General features: G+C 73.9%; 21 protein-coding genes. 11 read left to right on the forward strand and 10 right to left on the reverse strand.

Annotated features, from left to right (window positions below; all coding sequences use genetic code 11):
* Positions 1-6 precede the first annotated feature (6 nt).
* Positions 7-1,107: a phosphotransferase family protein gene (locus AC07F3_RS24665; protein ID WP_479116602.1), complete on the forward strand. Its 1,101-nt coding sequence runs from the start codon at positions 7-9 to the stop codon at positions 1,105-1,107.
* Between the two features lie 57 nt (positions 1,108-1,164).
* On the opposite strand, the gene AC07F3_RS24670 is transcribed toward AC07F3_RS24665, so the two are convergent.
* Complete coding sequence (locus tag AC07F3_RS24670; protein WP_479116603.1) at positions 1,165-1,590, reverse strand: hypothetical protein; 426 nt, start codon at positions 1,588-1,590, stop codon at positions 1,165-1,167.
* Between the two features lie 203 nt (positions 1,591-1,793).
* Between AC07F3_RS24670 and AC07F3_RS24675 the strand changes: the two genes are divergently transcribed.
* The 4 genes from AC07F3_RS24675 to fxsA all read left to right on the forward strand — a co-directional run bounded on the left by AC07F3_RS24675 (position 1,794) and on the right by fxsA (position 5,928).
* A complete protein-coding gene (locus tag AC07F3_RS24675) occupies positions 1,794-2,234 on the forward strand; it encodes an Lrp/AsnC family transcriptional regulator (protein WP_053724457.1) in 441 nt (146 codons plus the stop codon).
* A gap of 76 nt (positions 2,235-2,310) precedes the next feature.
* On the forward strand, positions 2,311-3,957 hold the full coding sequence (locus AC07F3_RS24680) for an amidohydrolase (protein ID WP_479116604.1): 1,647 nt from the start codon (positions 2,311-2,313) through the stop codon (positions 3,955-3,957).
* Positions 3,958-4,530: 573 nt separating this feature from the next.
* On the forward strand, positions 4,531-5,298 hold the full coding sequence (locus AC07F3_RS24685; RefSeq protein ID WP_479116605.1) for a polyprenol monophosphomannose synthase: 768 nt from the start codon (positions 4,531-4,533) through the stop codon (positions 5,296-5,298).
* Between the two features lie 60 nt (positions 5,299-5,358).
* Entirely contained in the window at positions 5,359-5,928 is a 570-nt protein-coding gene (gene fxsA, locus AC07F3_RS24690; RefSeq protein WP_479116606.1) for an FxsA family membrane protein, read from the forward strand.
* 103 nt (positions 5,929-6,031) lie between these two features.
* Here fxsA and AC07F3_RS24695 read toward each other — a convergent pair whose 3' ends face one another.
* The 4 genes from AC07F3_RS24695 to yczE form a co-directional block, all read right to left on the reverse strand.
* Positions 6,032-6,406, reverse strand: a complete 375-nt coding sequence (locus AC07F3_RS24695) for an RNA polymerase-binding protein RbpA (RefSeq protein ID WP_053724453.1) — start codon at positions 6,404-6,406, stop codon at positions 6,032-6,034.
* 254 nt (positions 6,407-6,660) lie between these two features.
* A complete protein-coding gene (locus AC07F3_RS24700; protein WP_479116607.1) occupies positions 6,661-8,031 on the reverse strand; it encodes an MFS transporter in 1,371 nt (456 codons plus the stop codon).
* Between the two features lie 48 nt (positions 8,032-8,079).
* Complete coding sequence (locus AC07F3_RS24705) at positions 8,080-8,844, reverse strand: glycerophosphodiester phosphodiesterase family protein (RefSeq protein WP_479116608.1); 765 nt, start codon at positions 8,842-8,844, stop codon at positions 8,080-8,082.
* Positions 8,845-8,861: 17 nt separating this feature from the next.
* Positions 8,862-9,548, reverse strand: a complete 687-nt coding sequence (gene yczE / locus AC07F3_RS24710; protein WP_479116609.1) for a membrane protein YczE — start codon at positions 9,546-9,548, stop codon at positions 8,862-8,864.
* Between the two features lie 100 nt (positions 9,549-9,648).
* Between yczE and AC07F3_RS24715 the strand changes: the two genes are divergently transcribed.
* On the forward strand, positions 9,649-11,151 hold the full coding sequence (locus AC07F3_RS24715) for an SCO1417 family PLP biosynthesis transcription factor (RefSeq protein WP_479116610.1): 1,503 nt from the start codon (positions 9,649-9,651) through the stop codon (positions 11,149-11,151).
* 46 nt (positions 11,152-11,197) lie between these two features.
* On the opposite strand, the gene AC07F3_RS24720 is transcribed toward AC07F3_RS24715, so the two are convergent.
* Entirely contained in the window at positions 11,198-12,823 is a 1,626-nt protein-coding gene (locus AC07F3_RS24720; protein ID WP_479116611.1) for a hypothetical protein, read from the reverse strand.
* 72 nt (positions 12,824-12,895) lie between these two features.
* Complete coding sequence (locus AC07F3_RS24725; RefSeq protein ID WP_114038102.1) at positions 12,896-13,090, reverse strand: hypothetical protein; 195 nt, start codon at positions 13,088-13,090, stop codon at positions 12,896-12,898.
* 297 nt (positions 13,091-13,387) lie between these two features.
* Here AC07F3_RS24725 and AC07F3_RS24730 point away from each other — a divergent pair, with 297 nt between their 5' ends.
* From AC07F3_RS24730 to AC07F3_RS24750, 5 genes are all read left to right on the forward strand, one after another.
* The gene (locus tag AC07F3_RS24730; protein ID WP_479116612.1) at positions 13,388-13,780 is read left to right on the forward strand and encodes an ankyrin repeat domain-containing protein; all 393 of its coding nucleotides are present in this window, start codon (positions 13,388-13,390) and stop codon (positions 13,778-13,780) included.
* Between the two features lie 267 nt (positions 13,781-14,047).
* Entirely contained in the window at positions 14,048-15,466 is a 1,419-nt protein-coding gene (locus AC07F3_RS24735; RefSeq protein ID WP_479116613.1) for a HEAT repeat domain-containing protein, read from the forward strand.
* 130 nt (positions 15,467-15,596) lie between these two features.
* A complete protein-coding gene (locus AC07F3_RS24740) occupies positions 15,597-16,712 on the forward strand; it encodes a glycosyltransferase family 4 protein (RefSeq protein WP_479116614.1) in 1,116 nt (371 codons plus the stop codon).
* Positions 16,709-17,884 (forward strand): glycosyltransferase, encoded by a 1,176-nt coding sequence (locus tag AC07F3_RS24745; protein ID WP_479116615.1) that lies wholly within the window; start codon positions 16,709-16,711, stop codon positions 17,882-17,884. The genes AC07F3_RS24740 and AC07F3_RS24745 overlap by 4 nt, the downstream gene beginning before the upstream one ends.
* 97 nt (positions 17,885-17,981) lie before the next feature.
* Positions 17,982-18,839, forward strand: coding sequence for an SGNH/GDSL hydrolase family protein (locus AC07F3_RS24750; protein WP_479116616.1), 858 nt, complete (start codon positions 17,982-17,984; stop codon positions 18,837-18,839).
* On the opposite strand, the gene AC07F3_RS24755 is transcribed toward AC07F3_RS24750, so the two are convergent.
* Genes AC07F3_RS24755 through AC07F3_RS24765 form a run of 3 tightly spaced genes read right to left on the reverse strand, consistent with a single transcriptional unit; the run spans position 18,740 to position 21,005 of the window.
* Positions 18,740-19,609, reverse strand: a complete 870-nt coding sequence (locus AC07F3_RS24755; protein ID WP_479116617.1) for a 5-oxoprolinase subunit C family protein — start codon at positions 19,607-19,609, stop codon at positions 18,740-18,742. The genes AC07F3_RS24750 and AC07F3_RS24755 overlap by 100 nt on opposite strands.
* Positions 19,606-20,235, reverse strand: a complete 630-nt coding sequence (gene pxpB, locus AC07F3_RS24760; RefSeq protein WP_479116618.1) for a 5-oxoprolinase subunit PxpB — start codon at positions 20,233-20,235, stop codon at positions 19,606-19,608. Before pxpB ends, AC07F3_RS24755 begins: the two co-directional genes overlap by 4 nt.
* Positions 20,232-21,005: a LamB/YcsF family protein gene (locus AC07F3_RS24765; protein WP_479116619.1), complete on the reverse strand. Its 774-nt coding sequence runs from the start codon at positions 21,003-21,005 to the stop codon at positions 20,232-20,234. The genes pxpB and AC07F3_RS24765 overlap by 4 nt, the downstream gene beginning before the upstream one ends.
* Positions 21,006-21,009: the final 4 nt, after the last annotated feature.

Here is a 21,009-nt window from a genome sequence, read left to right on the forward strand (position 1 = left end):
CGCCCCATGGCCACCGCGCCTCGCCCCCGCACCTCCACCCGCGACCCCGAGGACGTCGGACGCCGCCTCACCGCCTGGCTGGACGCCCGGCTGCCCGGCGCCCGCGTCAGCGACATCCGGGTGCCGTCCTCCAACGGCATGTCCAGTGAGACCCTGCTCTTCGACATCGAGCACCCCGACACCCCCGTCCGCGCCTGCGCCCTGCGGCTCGCCGCCGACCCGGCCGCCTACACCGTCTTCCCCGTGTACGACATGGGCCGCCAGTACCGCGTCATGCGTCTGGTCGCCGAGCACACCGACGTCCCCGTGCCGCGGGTGCGCTGGCTGGAAGAGGACCCCATCCCGCTCGGCGCGCCGTTCTTTGTGATGGACCGGGCCGAAGGCCGCGTCCCGCCGGACGTCATGCCCTACACCTACGAGGGCAACTGGCTGCACGCCGCCACCGACGCCGAGCGGGCCCGCCTCCAGGAGGGCACCCTGTCCGTGCTCGCGCGCCTGCACGGTCAATTCCCGCCGCCGGAGGCCGAGTTCCTGCTGCCGGAAGCGCATCCGCAGGGCTCTGCGCTGCGTCGGCACGTGGAGTCCCAACGGGCCTACTACGCATGGGTGGTTGAAGGGGTTCCACGCTCACCCCTCATCGAAGCGGCCTTCGACTGGCTCGACGCCCACTGGCCCGAGGACGAGGGACCCTCGGTCCTCACCTGGGGCGACGCGCGCATCGGCAACATCGTCTACGACGGCTTCGACCCGGCGGCCGTCCTCGACTGGGAGATGGCCGCCTGCGGCCCGCGCGAACTCGACCTCGGCTGGACCGTCTATCTGCACCGCTTCTTCCAGGACCTGACGGTGACCTTCGGCCAGCCGGGCCTCCCCGGCTTCCTGCGCCGCGAGGACATCGAGCGCCGCTACGCCGAACTCACCGGCCACACCCCGCGCGACATGGAGTTCCACACGCTGTACGCGGCGCTGCGGCACGCCGTGGTCATGCTCCGGATCGCCTACCGGCAACTGCACTTCGGCGAGACCGAGCCGCCCGCGGATCCGGACGCGCTGATCCTGCACCGGGCCAGTCTTGAGGCCATGGTGCGCGGTACGTACTGGAGTTGAGGGTTCGTCGGCCGGACGCCCCTGCGGCGTCCGGCCCGCGCGGAACTCGTCGCGCGTTCAGGCGGCGCGGCGCATCTGCGGCACGCGCAGCGGGCGCGAGCCCGGGCCGCCGACGTGCGAGAACGGCTGGGTGCGCCAGTCGAGGCCCTGCGGGAGCGTGAGCAGCAGCGCGGTGTCCTGCTCCTGGACGTCGAGCGACTCGTCCGCCGCCTTCGCCTCCGCCGCGGGACGCCCGGTCCCGGCGCACACGGTCAGCACGAACGGGTTCCACGGGCTGGGGCACAGGGCGTGCTCGGGCAGCTCGTCCTCGTCGGCGAGCAGCGCGATCGGCTGGGCGCAGTCCGGGCAGACCACCCGGTACATCTCGAAGGTGTCGTACGCGTCGAGCGAGTCGTCCTCGTCGTCGACGAGCTCGGCGATATCGACAGGGTCCGGTTCGGTACGTTCACGTTCCGTACGTCCGGTGCGCTTGGGATTCTGCATTGGGACACTCCCCCTCGGGTGGGCCGGCATTGCGCCGCGGCCGCGACCAAAGCAAGCACTTCCCGCCAGGCCGTGGCGGTAACCACGAGGCCCCCGCCGAGGCGCCCGCAAACCTGTGGCGTTCGTCACATGGTGCCCGCAGGCGCCGATTCGGGCGCCGCCCGGCTGTGCCGGAAGCGACCCGGGGCAATAGGTTGATCGCCATGGAGGAGCTGGACCGTCAGATCGTGGATCTGCTCGTCAAGGACGGGCGGATGAGCTACACCGACCTGGGCAAGGCCACCGGCCTGTCCACCTCGGCGGTGCACCAGCGGGTACGCCGTCTCGAACAGCGCGGGGTCATCCGCGGGTACGCCGCCGTCGTGGACCCCGAGGCGGTGGGCCTGCCGCTGACCGCGTTCATCTCGGTCAAACCCTTCGACCCCAGCGCCCCCGACGACATCGCGGAGCGCCTGGCGGGCGTACCGGAGCTGGAGGCCTGCCACAGCGTGGCCGGGGACGAGAACTACATCCTCAAGGTGCGGGTGGCGACCCCGCTGGAGCTGGAGCACCTGCTGACCCGCATCCGCACCCTGGCCGGCGTCTCGACCCGTACGACCGTCGTCCTGTCCACCCCGTACGAGGCGCGGCCGCCGCACATCTGAGCCGGCCCGCACGCGGCCGCCGCGCATCCTGCCCACCCCGTACGGAGCACGGCCGCCGCGTCTCTAGGCTGTCTCCATGAGTTCCGCGAGTTCCGCACCCGAAGAGACCGCCCACCGCACCGTCCTGCTGCGCGGGGGCGACGTGCACAGCCCCGCCGACCCCTTCGCCACCGCGATGGTCGTCGAGCGCGGACACGTGGCCTGGGTCGGCTCGGAGGGCGCCGCGGACGCCTTCGCCAGTGGGGTGGACGAGGTCGTCGACCTCGAAGGCGCCCTGGTCACCCCCGCGTTCACCGACGCACACGTGCACACCACCGCCACCGGTCTGGCCCTGACCGGCCTCGACCTGACCCCGGCCCGCACCCTGGCCGAAGCCCTCGACGCCGTACGCGCCCACGCCGCCGCCCGCCCCGAGGACCGGGTGCTGCTCGGCCACGGCTGGGACGCCGCCCGCTGGCCCGAGCGGCGCCACCCCTCGCGCGCCGAACTCGACGCCGCCACCGGTGGGCGCCCGCTCTACCTGCCCCGCGTCGACGTCCACTCGGCCGTCGTCACCACCGCCCTGCTCGACCTCGTCCCCGGCGTTCGTGACCTAGCCGGATACCGGGACGGCGAGCCTCTCACCGGCGCCGCGCACCACGCGGTGCGGGCCGCCGCGCACGGCGCGGTCACCCCGCGCCAGCGCACCGAGGCGCAGCGCGCGGCCCTGCGGCACGCCGCCTCCCTCGGCATCGGCAGCGTCCACGAGTGCGGCGGGCCCGAGATCTCCGACGAGGACGACTTCACCTCGCTGCTGAGGCTCTCGCGCGAGGAGGCCGGGCCGCGGGTGTTCGGCTACTGGGCCGAGCGGGTCACTGGGGCCAAGGACGCCGATCGCATCCGCGAACTCGGCGCGGTGGGCGCGGCCGGAGACCTCTTCGTGGACGGCTCGCTGGGCTCCCACACCGCCTGCCTGCACGCCCCGTACGCGGACGCCCCGCACACCGGGACCGGCCACCTGGACGCGGCCGGTGTCGCCGCCCATGTGGCCGCGTGCACCGAGGCGGGCATCCAGGCGGGCTTCCACGCGATCGGCGACGCCGCGATCACCGCCGTCGTCGAGGGGGTGCGGGCCGCCGCCGAGCAGGTGGGCCTCGCCCGGATCAGGGCCGCCCGGCACCGCGTCGAGCACGCCGAGATGCTCACCCCCGCCACCATCGCCGCCTTCGCCGAGCTGGGCCTCACCGCCTCCGTGCAGCCCGCGTTCGACGCGGTGTGGGGCGGCGAGGAGGGCATGTACGCCGAGCGGCTCGGCGTCGAGCGGGCCCGCACCCTCAACCCGTACGCGGCCCTGTTGCGGGCCGGGGTGCCGCTGGCCTTCGGCTCCGACTCGCCGGTGACCCCGCTCGACCCGTGGGGGACCGTGCGCGCGGCCGCCTTCCACCGCACCGCCGAGCACCGGATCTCGGCCCGGGCCGCCTTCACCGCCCACACCCGGGGCGGCTGGCGCGCGCTCGGCCGGGACGACGCGGGCACCCTGGTGCCCGGGGCTCCGGCCGACTACGCCATCTGGCGCGCGGAGGACCTCGTGGTCCAGGCCCCGGACGACCGGGTGGCCCGCTGGTCCACCGACCCGCGCTCGGGCACCCCGGGCCTGCCCGACCTCACGCCGGGCGCGGACCTGCCGGTCTGTCTGCGCACCGTGGTGTTCGGACAAACGGTATTCGCGCGGCCGAACGAGTGACATAGGGACATTTCGTACCGTTGGTGGACGGCCGTCACGGCATCGCCACGACCTGCGGATCTTCGTCACTGACCTGGTGATTTGAAAAAACGTCGCAGCTCACACCGCTGTTGACAGAAAGCGGCCAGGGGCCGGTAGGTTCGGCCGAGTCCACCACAGGACGTCCGGCCGGTTGAACCTCCACGCAGTCGTCGAACGCCGCTGGGTCATGGGGCGGGGTGCCGCACCGGCACCCCGTCACTGGGAGCCAGGTTCAGCGCCCGCGCCTCGGGGGCGAGGGAAGGTTTCAGCCGTGAGGGTGTCCCCCCTGCCCCTGCGGGCCCCGGGGACGGTGCGACCCGGGTGGGGCCCGGTCGCTCAGTAGACAACGGCTCTCGGTCGACCCGCAGCCAGCGGGTCCCAGGTCGGCCCGAAGGGCGCCGGGCCCCGGTACCGACACGGTCCCCACTTCCGGCATTCCGGCGGATCCCGGCCGCCATCCGGGCGCATCCGACACCACGCACCCTCGCGGTGCGGCCTGATCACGACCGCTCGCTATGGTGGACCTCTGCGTACGGACAATAAGGGGCAGCAGTGAACGACGGCGGTCAGAGGCGGTACGGCCCGCTGGGCAAAGCCTTGGTGATCATTCCGACCTACAACGAGGCGGAGAACATCAAGCCGATCGTCGCCCGCGTCAGAGCGGCGGTCCCCGAGGCCCACATTCTGGTCGCCGACGACAACAGCCCCGACGGCACGGGCAAGTTCGCCGACGAGATCGCGGCCGAGGACGACCAGGTGCACGTGCTGCACCGCAAGGGCAAGGAAGGCCTCGGCGCGGCCTACCTGGCGGGCTTCCGCTGGGGCATCGAGCACGACTACGGCGTGCTCGTCGAGATGGACGCCGACGGTTCGCACCAGCCCGAGGAACTGCCCCGGCTGCTCACCGCCCTCAAGGGCGCGGACCTGGTGCTCGGCTCCCGCTGGGTGCCCGGCGGGCGGATCGTGAACTGGCCCAAGTACCGGGAGTTCATCTCGCGCGGCGGCTCCACCTACTCCCGGCTGCTCCTAGGCGTTCCGATCCGCGACGTCACCGGCGGCTTCCGGGCCTTCCGCCGCGAGACCCTCGAAGGCCTCGGCCTCGACGAGGTCGCCTCGGCCGGCTACTGCTTCCAGGTCGACCTCGCCCGCCGCGCGGTCGGTGCCGGCTTCCATGTGGTCGAGGTCCCCATCACGTTCGTCGAGCGCGAACGCGGCGACTCGAAGATGAGCAACGACATCCTGGTCGAGGCGCTCTGGCGGGTCACGGCCTGGGGCGTCGGCGCGCGCGCCAACAAACTCCTGGGCCGTAAGCCTTCGTGACCAGGGCGTATTGATCCGCTCCTTACGCCGTCCGGATCGGCTCCCAGGCACACTGGGAGCATGACGACCGGCACTCGCCCTCCGACCGAAGCTCCCAAGCGCTCGCGCGCACGCACCTTCGTGCCCCTGGGGATCGCCGCCTGGCTGGTCCTGGAGATCTGGCTGCTCACCGTGGTGGCCGGCGCGACCAGCGGCCTCACCGTCCTGCTGCTGCTCATCGGCGGCCTGCTGCTCGGCAGTTACGTCATCAAGCGGGCCGGGCGCCGCGCCTTCCGCAATCTCACCCAGACGTTCCAGCAGCAGCAGTCCGGGGCCGCCCCGCAGGCCGCAAGGCCGGGCAGCGAGGGCAACGCGCTCACGATGCTGGGCGGTCTGCTGCTGATCATCCCCGGCTTCGTCTCGGACGCGCTCGGGCTGCTCTGCCTGGTGCCGCCGGTACGGAAGTTCGTGACCCGTCGCGCCGAGCGCTCGCTGCACCGGCGGATGCGGACGGTCGCCCCGGGCGGTCTCGGCGACGCCTTCCAGCAGGCCCGCATCCACTACCCGGACGGCAAGGTCGTGCCCGGCGAGGTCATCCGGGACGACGCCCCGCGCGAGGACCTGGGCCCGCGGCCGCCGCTGACTCCCTGACCGGGAGCGGGGTTTCCGGCACAAAGCTGAGGGCCGGTCACACCAGATGGTGTGACCGGCCCTCAGCTTTGTGCTGTATGCGCTGTATCGCCGAACTGCGCGATCAGGCGGACTTGCGGCTGTCGCGCGGATGCACGGCAATGTTCATGGTGCCGGAACGAAGGACCTCCAGCCTCTCGGCCAGAACCTCCTCCAGCTCCTCGCGGGTGCGCCGCTCCATGAGCATGTCCCAGTGCGTACGCGCGGGCTTGCCCTTCTTCTCCTCAGGACCGTCGCCGTCCACCAGGAGTGCGGGGGCCCCACAGACCTTGCACTCCCACTCCGGCGGGATCTCCGCCTCCACCGAGAAGGGCATCTCAAAGCGATGTCCCTTCTCGCATGCGTACTCCACGGCCTGGCGCGGGGCCAGATCGATGCCGCGGTCGGTCTCGTAGCTGGTCACCACGAGGCGCGTGCCGCGAAGAGCTCGCTCACTCATGAATCGTGCCTCCCGGGCTTGTCGCCCACAGGACAGGTGTCACTGTCGTCGTCATCCGGTCAACGTCCGGTCGGCGGTAAAGATTCCCGTTCTGGGTCATGCGTCGCCGTCGTGCCGCCCCTTGTTGTACCCACCAGTGACCGGTTTGTCACATCTGACAGCAGATGTCACCCAGCGTCTTCACTACTTGAGCACGCAGTAACGGTCCGCCTGGCAGGCCAAAGGCGTACACTACCGGCCTTTCACTTCGACGTCTAAATCCGCGCCGGAACAGGGTTCCCCGCGGCCGCCACGGCGGCCCGCACGGGAACCCGCGCGAGCAGCACGAACCCGACCGCGAAGAAGACCACGAGCGAGATGATCGCATCCCGGTAGCTCCCGGTCAGCTGATACGCGAGACCGAACACCAATGGCCCCAGCCAGCTCAGCCCCCGGTCGCTCATCTCGTAGGCCGAGAAGTACTCGGCCTCCTTGCCGCTCGGCACCAGGTGTGAGAAAAGCGACCTCGACAGGGCCTGGCTGCCGCCGAGCACCGTCCCGATGGCCCCCGCCAGGACGAAGAAGAACACCGGCTGACGGGCGGGCAGGAAGAAACCGGCACCGAGGATCACGGTCCAGACGGCGAGCGAGCCCAGGATCGTCCGCTGCGCGCCGTACGTCTGCGCCAGGCGCCCCATCCCGAGCGCGCCCGCCACCGCGAGCACCTGCACGAGGAGCACGGCCACGATGAGGGTGTCCTGGTCGAGCCCGAGCTCCTCGGACCCGTAGACCGAGGCCTGCGAGATCACCGTCTGCACGCCGTCGTTGTAGATGAGGTACGCGAGGAGGAAGGCCAGGGTCAGCGGGCGGGCCCGCATGTCCCGCAGCGTCGCGATCAGTTGCCGCCAGCCTGCCCCCACCCTCCCCTCGGCCGCCGCCACCGGGGCCACCCGGCGATCGCGCAGCCGCTTCAGCGGGACCAGCGTGAAGGCGCCCCACCAGATGCCCGCCGAAGCCAGGCAGATCCGTACCGCCGTCGACTCGGACACCCCGAAGCGGTCGTGCCCCGCGTAGAGCACCAGGTTGAGGACGAGGACGCCGGCGCCCGAGGTGTAGCCGAAGGCCCAGCCGCGCGAGGACACCCGGTCGCGTTCCTCGGGGCCCGCGATCTGCGGCAGATACGCGTTGTAGAGGACCATCGACACCGACAGGGACGCGTTCGCGACGATCAGCAGCGCCGCGCCCAGCAGGTAGCGGTGTCCGTCCAGGAAGAACATCCCGGCCGTCGCGGTCGCGCCCGTGTAGGCGGCGGCCGCGAGGAGCGGCTTCTTGCGGCCGCGGCGGTCGGCGGCGGCGCCCACGACCGGCATCAGGACCACCGCGAGGATCACCGACGCCGAGACGGCGTACGCGAACAACGAGCCCGCCCGCACCGGGATGCCGAGGGGGTGCACGAAACCGTCGGCGTCCGCCGCCGCCTTCGCCAGGGCCGTCAGGTACGGACCCAGGAACACCGTGAGCACGCTCGTCGAGTACACCGAGCAGGCGAAGTCGTAGAAGTACCAGCCGCGTTGCTCCCGCTCCCGGTCGGCCGTGCGCACCGGCCGATCGGTGCGGTCCGCCAGGTCGGTGGTCTCAGCGCGCATCTCGCGCCCCCTCGCTCGTGCCCCGTACGCGAGCGGTGGCCGCCGGGGTCAGTTCCAGGCTCCCCGGTCGGTCAGAACCGTGCGCAGCGTCTCCAGATGATCGGTCATGATGCCATCCACGCCGAGGTCGAGCAGGGCCCCCATCCGAGCGGGATCGTTGATCGTCCAGACGTGGACCTGCAGGCCGAGGGCGTGCGCGGTCCGTACGAAGCGGCGGTCCACGACCGGGATGCCGTGCTGGCTCTCGGGCACCTGCGCGCTGACGGCGCCCGCGCGCAGCGGCACGGGCAGCCCGTAGGAGCGCAGTCGCAGCGCGGCGACACCGCGCACGCCGTACGACGTCGCCAGGCGCGGGCCCGCGAGCCGGTGCGCCCTGGCGACCCGGGCCTCCGAGAAGGAGCCGACGCAGACCCGGTCCCAGGCGCCGGTGCGGCGGATGAGGTCGATCAGCGGGACGAGCGCCGACTCGGCCTTGAGGTCGACGTTCCAGCGCACGCCCGGGAAGTCCTCCAGGAGCTCCTCGAACAGCGGCAGCGGCTCCCGCCCGGCCACCCGGGCCTGCCGCACCTCGGCCCAGGGCAGCTCCGCGATCCGTCCCCGGGCGTCGGTGACGCGGTCGAGCGTCGCGTCGTGGAAGGCGACCAGGCGTCCGTCGGCCGTGGTGTGCACATCGGTCTCGAAGTACCGGTAGCCGGCCTTCGCGGCCCGCTCGAAGGCGGCCGCGGTGTTCTCGATGCCGTCCGCCGCCCCGCCGCGATGGGCGAACGGGATCGGCGACGGGTGGTCCAGGTAGGGGTGGCGTACGCGAGTCACCGGGGAAGTATCGCGCGCTACGGTGTCGCCTCCGCGACGGCCGTGCCGCGCGCGGGTGCCGGTGAGGTGACCTCGAACGCGGGGGCGGCGGGCGTACCCGCCTGTGGGGTCCGGGGTGCTTCGGGGATCGCGAAGACGCGCAGGAAGAACTGGGCGAGCGGCCCGATCGCCAGCGCGTACAGGACCGTGCCGACGCCGAGCGAGCCGCCGAGCAGGAACCCGGTCGCCACCACGACCACCTCCAGTGACGTGCGCACGAGCCGGATCGAGCGTCCCGTCGCCCGGTGCAGGCCCGTCATCAGGCCGTCGCGCGGGCCCGGGCCGAAGCGGGCCGAGATGTAGAGGCCGGTCGCCACGCCGTTGCAGACGATCCCGGCGGCCGTCAGCGGGACCTGGGCGAGCAGTCCGTGCACATCGGGCACGACGGCGAGCGTCCCGTCCATGAAGACGCCGATCGCGAAGACGTTGGACACGGTGCCGAGCCCCGGCCGCTGGCGCAGCGGGATCCACAGCAGCAGCACCGCCGCCCCGACGATGATCGACACGACGCCGATGGAGAGACCGGTGTGCTCCGCGAGGCCCTGGTGCAGCACACCCCAGGGTTCGAGACCGAGCCCGGCGCGGACGAGCAGCCCCGAACTGACGCCGTACAGCGCGAGACCGACGTACAGCTGGAGCAGCCGCCGCGTGAGGTGCGTGGACAAGGTGGTCCCCCTGGGTGGTGGTAGTGGACTGACTCATGACACTGTGTGGCAGGGAAATGGACCCCAACCACGGCCAATTCCGGGAAGGTGGACTGACTTCATGGCGCAGTGGACCTCGGCGATCGGGCCTGCTCAGCTCGCCCGTCAGCTCACAGCACAGCAGCCCCGCCCGGTCGGCGCCGGGCTGCGCAAGCCGCCCGCCTACCGGGCCCTCGCCGACGGCATCCGGCTGCTCGTCCTCGAAGGCCGCGTCCCGGCGGCTGCCCGGCTGCCCGCCGAGCGCGAACTGGCCGTCGCCCTCTCGGTGAGCCGCACGACGGTCGCCGCCGCCTACGAGGCGCTGCGCGGCGAGGGATTCCTCGAATCGCGGCGCGGCGCGGGCAGCTGGACCGCCGTGCCCGCCGGGCACCCGCTGCCCGGCCGGGGGCTCGAACCGCTCCCGCCCGAGTCGCTCGGCTCGATGATCGATCTGGGCTGCGCGGCCCTGCCCGCCCCCGAGCCCTGGCTGACCCGGGGCGTCCAGGGTGCGCTCGAAGAGCTTCCGCCGTACGCCCACACCCACGGCGACTATCCGGCGGGCCTGCCCGCGCTGCGCCAGATGCTGGCCGACCGCTACACCGCGCGCGGCATTCCGACGATGCCCGAGCAGATCATGGTGACCACCGGTGCGATGGGGGCGATCGACGCCATCTGTCATCTGTTCGCCGGACGCGGTGAGCGCATCGCCGTCGAGTCGCCCTCGTACGCCAACATCCTCCAGCTCATGCGCGAGGCGGGCGCCCGGCTCGTGCCGATCGCCATGGCCGAGGGGCTGACCGGCTGGGACCTGCCGCGCTGGCGCCAGGTGCTCAGGGACGCCGCGCCCCGGCTGGCGTACGTGGTCGCCGACTTCCACAACCCCACCGGGGCGCTGGCCGACGAGGACCAGCGGCGCCGCCTGGTGGACGCGGCCCGCTCGGCCGGGACGGTGCTCGTCGTGGACGAGACGATGACCGAGCTGTGGCTGGACGAGGACCTCGACATGCCGCGCCCCGTCTGCACCTTCGACCCGGCCGGGGCCACCGTGCTCACGGTCGGCTCGGCGAGCAAGGCGTTCTGGGCGGGCATGCGCATCGGCTGGGTGCGGGCCGCCCCCGACATCATCCGCTCCCTCGTCGCCGCCCGCGCCTACGCCGATCTGGGCACCCCGGTCCTTGAGCAGCTCGCCGTCAACTGGCTGATGGCCACGGGAGGTTGGGAGCAGGCCGTCGAGCTGCGCCGGACCCAGGCCCGCGAGAACCGCGACGCCCTGGTGACGGCGGTGCGGCGCGAACTGCCCGACTGGGAGTTCCATGTGCCGCGCGGCGGGCTCACGCTGTGGGTCCGCACCGGCGGCCTGTCGGGCTCCCGCCTCGCCGAGGTCGGCGAACGGGTCGGGGTGCGGGTGCCGTCCGGCCCCCGCTTCGGGGTCGACGGCGCCTTCGAGGGCTATGTGCGGCTGCCGTTCACGGTGGGCGGCCCGGTCGCGGACGAGGCGGCCGTACGGCTGGCCGCGGCGGCCCGGCTTGTGGAGACGGGCGGCGGCTCCGGGGGAGCGGAGCCTCCGCGCACCTTCGTGGCGTGAGGGAGCGGGGGCGCCCTCCGCCGACGTCGGAGCCCGTGCCCGCCCCTCAGCCCTCGGCCGGAACCGCCCGCACGGGTGCCGCTTCCACGGGCGCCGCTTCGACGGGCGCCGCCTCCACGGGAACGGTGTCCGCCACGACCGCCTCCACCGGCGTCGCCACCACCGGGCCCTCGCGGGCCGGGAGGAGGTCGAGGACCGCCTGGCGGTGGGACTCGGCCGTCGCGTCGTCGTACGGGTCCGGGGTCGCCGGGACCTGGAGGCGGAGCACCGGTCCCGTGCCGAGGCGGGCGTAGCCGCGGCCCGGGGGCACGTTCGGGGTGGGGGTGGTGTGCGGGGGGACGCCAAGGACCGACTCGACCTGGCCGGGCGAGACCGGGCCGAGGACCACGCGGGCCCGGGTGTGGCAGCGCACGGGCTCGGACAGGTCGTCCAGGGTGTCGAACTGCTCGGCGACGACGACCGTCACCCCGGCGGCCCGGCCGTGCCGCAGCGGGACCTGGAGCAGGTGCTGCGGGTCGGTGCGGCCGTCGGCCGCGGCCAGGTCCGCGAGGACGCTGGGCCGGTCGAGCAGGATCCACAGCGGCCGCCTGGTGTCCTCGGGCGCGGGGTGGCCCGCCTGGCGGGCCCGGTTGGCGGCGATGAGCCGGCGCTCGGTCTCGTGCGAGGCCCACTCCAGGGTGGCGAGGGCTCCGGCGAGGCCGCACTCCACGGCCAGGACGCCCGAACGGCCCGTCAGACAGGCGTACTCGCCGGTCCCGCTGCCCTCGACGATCAGCAGGTCGCCGTGCTGGAGCGCCTGGAGCGCGATGGAGCGGAGCAGCGTCGTGGTGCCCGTGCCGGGCTGGCCGACCACCAGGAGGTGGGGCTCGGTGGAGCGCGGCCCCGTGCGCCAGACCACCGGAGGCGCGTCGTGGCTTCCCTCGCCGGTGGTCACCGGCACGGTCCGCTGCACGGCGTCGGCGTCCGTGAAGCCGAGGACGGTCTCGCCCGGGGCGGTCACGAAGCGCTGGGCGGCGATCGAGGTGGGCAGCGCGTCCAGGACGCTCATGACGAGCTGGTTCCCCTCCTCGTCCCAGGCGAAGTGGTATTCGCGGCCGCGCCCCGATTTGGTGTGGAGGAGCTGTTCGATACGGGCGCGCGAGGCGGGCTCGCCGTCGGTGAAGTACGCGGGGTAGCGCACCTGGAGCCGGGTGGGACGGCCGCTGTCGTCGAACGCGTACTCACTGAAGGCCTTGTCCCACTCGCCTCCGTGGGAGAACAGCGGGGCCGGGTCCTCGGGGACGGAGAAGTACGGCACGAGCGCCTCGTAGAGGGCCTGGAGCCGGGCGGCTTCCGCCTCGTCGGGGCCGGTCTTGACGACCGGTTTCTCGCGGCCCTTCCAGGCTGCCGCGCCCATCACCGTGATCAGGGCCAGGAGCGGCCCGTACGGGATGAGCGCGACGACCAGGACGACGGCCGCCGTCAGGAACAGCGCGGGACCACGCCGTTCCTTGGGGGTGGCGGCCCATCTGCCGCGCAGGGCGGCGGCGATCAGCCGCAGGCCGCGGCTGATCGTGATGAGCGGATGGAGAACGTCGGTGGCGCTGTCGGCGGCCGTGCGCGCGATCTCGCGGCTGCGAACGATGGGTGCGCTGCCGCTGCTCAGAATGCGGGGGAGTGGTCGCCGGGCCACATCGTTCTCCTGGAGTCGGTCCGCGGTGGTGCCGCGGCGCTGTCTGCCGTTCGTACGGAGGGCAGCGGGAGGTCAGAACTTGATCCCGCCCAGCAGGCTGGCGAGGCTCGCACCTCCGGCGGTGATGCTCGGGGCGATGGCGGTGCCCGCGAGATAGAAGCCGAAGAGCGAGCACACGAGCGCGTGCGACGCCTTGAGTCCGTCTTTCTTGAAGAAGAGGAAGCAGATGATTCCGAGCAGCACCACGCCTGAGATGGAGAGGATCATTTTGGGTTCTCCTGGTCGATGGGGACGGTCACCATGAGTTCTTCCAGGCTCACAGGAAGTATCTATGCGATAAAAGGTGCGAACGGGTGAAACTCCGGCAATTTCACTGGAGTGGCGGATATGAAAAGCGGGTCGGAGCGGGACACTGCGCGGCCGCCGGGACACGAAACCGTCACTCGCGGTGATCTTTGCCGTCGATCGGCCACGTCATGTCGCCCGTCGGGCAGTACCCTGTCGATTCACTCGTACGGCTCCGTCGCCGTGCGGGTCTGTTCCGTTGCCCCTAAGGAGTTTTCGATGAGCGAGGAACTCGATCCCGAGGTGGTCGAGCTGGCGGCCAAGATCTTCGACGCGGCCCGCCAGGGCGACGCCGAGGCGCTCGCCGCGTACGTCGACGCCGGGGCGCCCGCGAACCTGACGAACGACCGCGGCGACTCGCTCGTGATGCTGGCCGCCTACCACGGCCACGCCGACGCCGTGAGCGCCCTGCTGGCCCGGGGCGCCGACGCCGACCGTGCCAACGACCGCGGCCAGACCCCGCTCGCCGGAGCCGTCTTCAAGGGCGAGGACGCCGTGATCAAGGCCCTCCTCGCCGGCGGAGCCGATCCTTCCGCCGGGACGCCCTCGGCGGTCGACACCGCCCGGATGTTCGGCAAGACGGAGCTGCTCGCCCTGTTCGGGGCCAACTGAGCGTCCACCAAGCGTTTACGGGGGATCCACCGAAGAGCCCGCGGAGAGGGGCGCCGTAAATGTGGTCGCGATGGCGAAATGGCTGGGTCATCATGACGTCGAACCCCTACATCGGGGGCAGGGTCCCTACATCGGGGACCGCGACGAGAGGCAGGAAGATGGTCTACACCAAGCAGAAGACGGCGGGCGACCCCTCATGTTGCTGCGCGGCCTAGGGCAAGGCACGAATCCCCGGTTGCGTCGACAGCTTGATGTGAGGCTATTTCCATGTTCGATCCAGTCATAGCGCCGAGCGGCACGCTGCTCGGCCTGCTGCAGCGGGGCCGCGGCGACGGCACCCTGCACGCGCTGGCCGCCCCGCGCGACGAGGCCCTGGCGGCCCTCAACACTTGCGTACTGAGCGACCCACGCCACGACTGGCAGGTCGAGAACCGCTCCTTGTACTACGCGCGCCTCTTCCTGGACCTCGACGGCGGGCTCGACCAGATCGAGCGGCACCTCTTCGGCGCCGAGGACATCCTCGACACCGAGGACTCCAGGACCGGGCTCGCCCTCGCGGTGCTCGGCCACCTCGCCTCGTACGGCAGGAACGACGCGCTCGCGCTGCTCCGCCGCTACGCCGCGGCCGGCTCCAACTGGGCCTGGGCGCTGGACGAGCTCGCGCTGCGGGACGACGACGCGGGCCTGCGCGCCCTCGCCGTGCCGGTCCTCGACCGCTTCCCCGCCACCGCGCAGGGGGACGCGGAGCTCGCGGCCACCGTGCGGGACGCCTACGAACCGCGGCCCTGGCGTTTGTGGGCCGAGGATCCGCGCGAGAGCGTGGGCGCCCGGGTGCGGGCCGCCCAGGAGAGCGGCTCCTTCGACCGCTGGCAACGGCAGATGCGGCCGTCCGGGCCCCGCCCCGGCTGGAGCGTCCAGGCCGTCTTCGACTGGGCCGACGAAGGCCTGGAGCGCGGCGCGGTCCTGCACCTGCCCGCGGCCAGGTGCCTCGGCGCGGTCGCCGGGCCCGAGGACCGCGACACCATCCTGGAGGCGGCACGCGCGGGCACCGACGGAGCCCGCGGGGCGGCCCTGCACTATCTCGCCGAGTCGCGCGACGCCCGCGTGCTCGACCTGATCGAGCTCGCCGTCTCCACCGGCTCGCGCGGCGTCGCCGAGACGGCCGTCCACGCCTTCGAGCGGATGTGCGGCCCCGAGGCCGTCGACCGGGCCCGCCGCTGGATCCAGCGCCCCGACGAACTCGGCGCCCGTGCCGCCGCCGTGCTCGCCTCGCGGGGCGAGGCCGGCGACGAGAAGCTGGTGCTCGGCGCGCTCCGCGAGACGGTTCGCTCCGAAGGCCCCGACGCTCCGCTGCTGAGGGCGCTCGTCGACGGGGCGGGCCGGCTCGGCATCTGCTGCGCCGCACCGGTCCTGCGGCACGTCTACCGCGAGACCGCCTCCTCCCAGCTGCGCGGCCGCACCGCCCGCGCGCTGGCCGCGACGGACCCCTCCTTCGCCACCGGCTTCGCCGTCGAATGCCTGTGGGACTGCGAGGAGACCACGCGGGAAGTGGCCGCCCAGTACGCCGAGCTCGTCGACGCCCGCGTGGCCGAGCGCCTGCGCAGGCTCGCGGCCGACCCGGCCGAGGAGGCCGAGGTGCAGAGCGTCATCCACGACCGGCTCGGCCCGGACCCCACGGCCGTGTGACCCACGGCCACCCACGGGCGGGGCCGCGTGATCCACGGCCAAAGCCCGATGGGGCAACGCTCATGGGACGTTCCCCGGGCGGAAAGATCCAAGTCGGCCGGGCCACTCCCGGCGCGGCGACAACACGGGTATGCGTGTCGTCATCGTCACCGAATCCTTCCCGCCCGACGTCAACGGAGTGGCGCACTGCGCCCTGCAGACCGCACGGCATCTGGCCGTCCGCGGTCACCAACCGCTCGTCATAGCCCCGGCCACGGCCACGGGGGAGGGCTCTGACGCGCCTTGCCCGGTCATCCGGGTGCCCTCGCTTCCGCTGCCCGGCTATCCCGAGGTCCGCCTCGCGCTGCCCAGCCGCCGGGTCGCCGCCGCGATCGCCGCGCACCGGGCCGACCTCGTCCACCTGGCGAGCCCCTTCGTCCTCGGCGTACGCGGCATGGCCGCCGCGACCCGTCTCGGCGTCCCCGCCGTCGCCGTCTACCAGACCGATCTGGCCGGGTACGCGCGCACCTACGTGGGCGCGGGAGAAGGCACCGCCTGGCGACGCCTGCGGACCGTGCACTCGGCCGCCGACCGCACCCTCGCCCCCTCCGCCGCCGCCCTGCGCGACCTGGCCGAACACGGCGTCCCCCGGGTACGGCTGTGGCCGCGCGGCGTCGACACCGACCGCTTCCGCCCCGAACTGCGCGACGAGGCATGGCGCCGCGAACTCGCCCCGCACAGCGAACTGATCGTCGGCTACGTCGGCCGGCTCGCCCCCGAGAAGCACGTGGAACTCCTCGCGGACGTCTGCGCGCTCGACGGCGTACGCGTCGTCGTCACCGGGGACGGACCCAGCGCGGCCGCCCTGCGCGGAGCACTGCCCGGCGCCGTCTTCCTCGGCCGGCGCACCGGTGGCGAACTCGCCCGGATCTTCGCCTCGTTGGACGTCTTCGCGCACACCGGGCCCTACGAGACGTTCTGCCAGACCGTGCAGGAGGCCATGGCGAGCGGGGTGCCGGTGGTGGCGCCCGCCGCGGGCGGCCCGCTCGATCTCGTACGCCACGGCAGCACGGGCCTCCTGGTGCCCCCGGGGGACGCCGGGGCCGTCCGCGACGCCGTGCTCGAACTCGCCGACCCCGGGCTGCGGGCCGCCTACGGGCGCGCCGGGCGGGCCGCCGTGCGGGACCGCACCTGGTCCGCCGTCGGCGACCTGCTCCTCGGCCACTACGCCGAGGTCCTCGGGGCGCGCGCGGCGGTGGCGGCATGAGCGGCCTGCGGATCGTGCGGCTCGCCAACTTCGTCACGCCCGCGTCCGGCGGGCTGCGCACCGCCCTGCGCGAACTCGGCCGCGGCTACCGCGAGGCCGGGCACGAACCGGTGCTGATCGTGCCGGGCGGGCGCGCGCGGGACGAACACACCGAGCAGGGGCGGGTGATCACCCTGCCGGGCGCGCTGCTGCCGGGCACCGGTGGGTACCGGGTGCTCGCGGACCGGCGCCGAATCCGCCGCGTCCTCGACGAGCTCGCGCCCGACCGCGTCGAGGTGTCCGACCGCACCACCCTGCGCTGGACGGGGGAGTGGGCGCGCCGCGCCCGGGTGCCCTCCGTGATGGTCTCGCACGAGACGGCCGACGGGGTGCTGCGCACCTGGGGACTGCCCGAAGCCGTCGCGCGCGGCGCCGCCGACCGGCTCAACCGCCGTACGGGCTGGGCGTTCTCGCGCATCGTGTGCACCACCGAGTGGGCCGAGCGCGAGTTCGTACGCATCGGCGCGCGCAACGTGGTCCGGGCGCCGCTCGGGGTCGATCTGGCGCGGTGCCGGCCGGGGCGCCGCTCCACGGTGCTGAGGGCCCGGCACGCGCGCGGCGCCCGGGTGCTGCTCGTGATGTGCTCCCGGCTCTCGGTCGAGAAGCGGCCCGCTCTCGCGCTGGACGCGCTGGCGGCGCTGCGGCACGCCGGGGTGCGGGCGGCGCTCGTGGTCGCGGGGGACGGCCCGCTGGCGGGGAGCCTCGCCCGCCGGGCCGCCGCGCAGCGGCTGCCGGTCGAGTTCCTGGGCCATGTCGCCGACCGCGAGACGCTGGCCGACCTCCAGGCGGCGGCCGACATCTGTCTGGCGCCGGGCCCCGCCGAAACGTTCGGCCTCTCGGCCCTGGAGGCCCTGGCCTGCGGGACCCCCGTCGTGTGCAGCGCGTCGTCCGCGCTGCCCGAGGTGGTCGCGGACGCCGGGCTCGCGGCCGGGGGCAGCGGCGAGGACATCGCCCGCGCCGTACGGGAGTTGCTGGGCAGGCCCGAGCGGGCGCGCCGGGAGGCGGCGCGGGCGCGGGCCGAACTGTTCGGCTGGGACGCCTCGGTGGCGGCCTTCCTCGCCGCGCACGAGGCACCGGCGGCGCGGCGGGCCGGGTCCGGCCCGGCGCGAAGAGTGCCGGGGGTGATCGCGTGACCGCCGTCGCCCTCGCCGCCGGGCCGTCCCGCCACCCCCGCGGGAGCTGCGGTTCGCGGCCCTCGGGGACTCGCTCACCGAAGGCGTCGGCGATCCGGTGTCCGGCGGATGGCGCGGCTGGGCGGCGCTGCTCGCCGGTCACCAACCGGGCTGGGAGTTCCGCAACTTCGCGGCCAGCGGCGCGCTCACCCTGGACGTGCTGGAGCGACAGGCGCCTCTGGCACGGCGGTTCGCGCCGCACCTCGCCTCGGTCGTCGTCGGCGTCAACGACACACTGCGCCGCTCCTTCGACATCCAGCACATCGCGGTACGCCTGGACACCGTGTACGCGGATCTCGCCTCGGCGGGAACCGTGCTGTTCACCGCCTGTCTGCCCGACCCGGGCGCCATGCTCGGGCTGCCCGGTCCGCTGGCCCGCCCGCTCGCCAGGCGGCAGCGGGCCGTCAACACCGTGGTGCACAGCCTGTCCTCGCGGTACGGGGCGGTCCATCTGCATCTGGCCGACCCCGCCTGGGTCGCGGACCGCGGCCTGTGGAGCGCGGACCGGCTGCACCCGGGGGAGCGCGGGCACCGGTTGATCGCGGCCCGCTGCCACGCGCTGCTGGCCGAGCGCGGCCTCGCGCCGGGCGAGCCGCCCCCGGGCGAACCGGAGCGGCCGCCGCCGGGCACCGCGGCCTCGCTGTACTGGCTGGCCACCTCGGGCACCGCGTGGCTGGCCCGCCGCTCCACCGACCTCCTGCCCCAGCTGCTCCGCCTGGCGGGTGAGGAACTGCGCCATACGGCCCGCCTCGACCTGCACGCGGCCGAGGCCCTGGCCGCCGCGCTGGCGGCGGTCGCGCCGGGACGGCCCGCGGCTCAGAGCCGGCCCACCGGCACGAACCTCAGGGGCGTGCCGGGTGCGGCCTGCGCCGCGGCCGCCAGGTCGGGCTCGGGGACCACGCCGATCACCGGGTAACCGCCGGTCGTCGGATGGTCGGCCAGGAAGACCACCGGCCGCCCGTCCGGCGGCACCTGGAGCGCGCCCAACACCATTCCCTCGCTGGGGAGTTCGCCCTCCTTGGCGCGCCGCAGCGCGGGCCCCTCGGTGCGCAGCCCGATGCGGTTGCTCGCCGAGGACACCCGGTAGCGGCCGCCCGCCAGCACGAAGGGCGCGTCCGCCGTGAACCAGTCGGCGCGCGGCCCGGGGCGCACCCGCAGCACGAGTTCCCGCGGCACCCCGGGCGCGGGCGCCTCGTCCAGGGGCGGAGGCGTGCCGGACGGGCGGCCCAGCGGAAGGACCGCGCCGTCCCGCAGGAGCGGCGGGCCGAGACCCGACAGGAGGTCGGTGGAGCGGCTGCCCAGCACCGGCACCACGGTGATCCCCCCGGCGAACGCCAGATACGACCGCACCCCGCGGGTGGCCGCGCCCACCTCGACGACGGCGCCCGGCGGCACCCGCACCGGGGCGCCCCACGCCACCGGCCGACCGTCGACCGTCACCGGGCAGGGGGCCCCGGTCACCGCCACCGTGACCGCGCGACGGGGGCGTACCGCACACCCGTCGAGGGTCGTTTCGAGCACGGCCGCCTCCACCGCGTTGCCGACCAGGCGGTTGGCGAGCCGGGCGGCGGGCAGGTCGAGCGCGCCCGAGCGCGGCACCCCCAGGTGTGCGTGCCCGTGCCTGCCCTCGTCCTGGACGGAGGTGAGCGCGCCCGCCCGCACCACGGACAGGGCCCGGTCGCTCATCGCGCCACCCGGGGGACGAAGCGGACGCGGGTGCCCGGCGTGAGCAGGGCCGCGGGTTCGCGGTGCGGGTCCCACAGCGCGGCGTCGGTGCTGCCGATCAGCTGCCAGCCGCCGGGCGAGGAGCGCGGGTAGACGCCGGTGTACGGGCCCGCGAGGGCCACCGACCCGGCCGGGACCGCGGTGCGCGGGGTGGCCCGGCGGGGCACGGCGTACCGCTCGCCGAGTCCGGTGAGGTAGGCGAAGCCGGGCGCAAACCCGCAGAAGGCGACGCGGAACTCGGCCGCGGAGTGGATGCGGACCGCCTCCCGCTCCGAGACCTGCCACAGCGCCGCTACATCGGCGAGGTCGGGGCCGTCGTAGCGGACGGGGATCTCGACCGTCTCCCCGGCGCCCGCCTCCAGGGGAGGGATGTGCCAGGTGGTCAACCGGGCGGCGAGGTCCGCGGGATCGTCCACGCCGTCGAGCAGGACGGTGCGGGCGGCGGGCACGATCTCGCGCACCGGGGGGAGGGTCCCGGCGGCGCGGCGGCGCAGCAGTTCGGCGTGCAGCGCGCCGGCCGCCTCGCCGCTGTCGAGCTCGACCAGCAGGGCGTGTTCGCCCACCGGCAGGGTGCGCGCGGTGCTCACGAGAACGCCGCCACCCGCAGGCCCGCCGCCTCCAGGGCCGACCGGACCCGGCGGGCCAGGCCGACCGCGCCCGGGGTGTCGCCGTGCACGCACAGCGAGCTCGCGCCGACCGGCACCGCCTCGCCCGACTCGGCCACGACCGTGCCGTGCACGGCCATGGCGACGGCCCGCGCCACCACGGCGTCCGGGTCGCTGATCACCGCGCCGTCCCGGCCGCGCGGCACCAGCGTGCCGTGCGCGGTGTAGGCGCGGTCGGCGAACGCCTCGGTGACGACCGGAAGACCGGCTCGCCCGGCCGCCGCGAGCAGCCGCGATCCGGGAAGCCCGAGGACCGCGAGGCCCGCTCCGGCCAGGAGCACCCCCTCGACGACGGCTTCGGCCTGCTCCTCGTCGTGCACGACGCGGTTGTAGAGCGCGCCGTGCGGTTTGACGTACGCCACCCGGCTGCCCGCGGCCCGGGCGAAGACCTCCAACGCGCCGATCTGGTAGGCGACTTCGGCCGCCAGCTCGGCGCGTGGCACGTCCATGGAGCGGCGGCCGAAGCCCGCCAGGTCGCGGTAGGAGACCTGGGCGCCGATGCGTACGCCGCGCTCCGCGGCCAGGGCGCAGACCCGCCGCATGATGGCCGGGTCCCCGGCGTGGAAGCCGCAGGCCACATTGGCGCTGGTGACGACGGACAGAAGTTGTTCGTCGTCGGTCAGTCGCCAGTGGCCGAAGCCCTCGCCGAGGTCGGCATTGAGGTCGATCGACGTCGTCGCGGACCGGGTCATGGAT

This window comes from Streptomyces sp. NPDC045846 (genome assembly GCF_056431605.1).

Coding starts and splice junctions, on each gene's coding strand:
- AC07F3_RS24665 (WP_479116602.1), top strand. CDS start 7: ATGGCCACCGCGCCTCGCCCCCGCACCTCCACCCGCGACCCCGAGGAC.
- AC07F3_RS24670 (WP_479116603.1), bottom strand. CDS start 1,590: ATGCAGAATCCCAAGCGCACCGGACGTACGGAACGTGAACGTACCGAA.
- AC07F3_RS24675 (WP_053724457.1), top strand. CDS start 1,794: ATGGAGGAGCTGGACCGTCAGATCGTGGATCTGCTCGTCAAGGACGGG.
- AC07F3_RS24680 (WP_479116604.1), top strand. CDS start 2,311: ATGAGTTCCGCGAGTTCCGCACCCGAAGAGACCGCCCACCGCACCGTC.
- fxsA (WP_479116606.1), top strand. CDS start 5,359: ATGACGACCGGCACTCGCCCTCCGACCGAAGCTCCCAAGCGCTCGCGC.
- AC07F3_RS24695 (WP_053724453.1), bottom strand. CDS start 6,406: ATGAGTGAGCGAGCTCTTCGCGGCACGCGCCTCGTGGTGACCAGCTAC.
- AC07F3_RS24700 (WP_479116607.1), bottom strand. CDS start 8,031: ATGCGCGCTGAGACCACCGACCTGGCGGACCGCACCGATCGGCCGGTG.
- AC07F3_RS24715 (WP_479116610.1), top strand. CDS start 9,649: ATGGCGCAGTGGACCTCGGCGATCGGGCCTGCTCAGCTCGCCCGTCAG.
- AC07F3_RS24725 (WP_114038102.1), bottom strand. CDS start 13,090: ATGATCCTCTCCATCTCAGGCGTGGTGCTGCTCGGAATCATCTGCTTC.
- AC07F3_RS24730 (WP_479116612.1), top strand. CDS start 13,388: ATGAGCGAGGAACTCGATCCCGAGGTGGTCGAGCTGGCGGCCAAGATC.
- AC07F3_RS24735 (WP_479116613.1), top strand. CDS start 14,048: ATGTTCGATCCAGTCATAGCGCCGAGCGGCACGCTGCTCGGCCTGCTG.
- AC07F3_RS24740 (WP_479116614.1), top strand. CDS start 15,597: ATGCGTGTCGTCATCGTCACCGAATCCTTCCCGCCCGACGTCAACGGA.
- AC07F3_RS24745 (WP_479116615.1), top strand. CDS start 16,709: ATGAGCGGCCTGCGGATCGTGCGGCTCGCCAACTTCGTCACGCCCGCG.
- AC07F3_RS24755 (WP_479116617.1), bottom strand. CDS start 19,609: ATGAGCGACCGGGCCCTGTCCGTGGTGCGGGCGGGCGCGCTCACCTCC.
- AC07F3_RS24765 (WP_479116619.1), bottom strand. CDS start 21,005: ATGACCCGGTCCGCGACGACGTCGATCGACCTCAATGCCGACCTCGGC.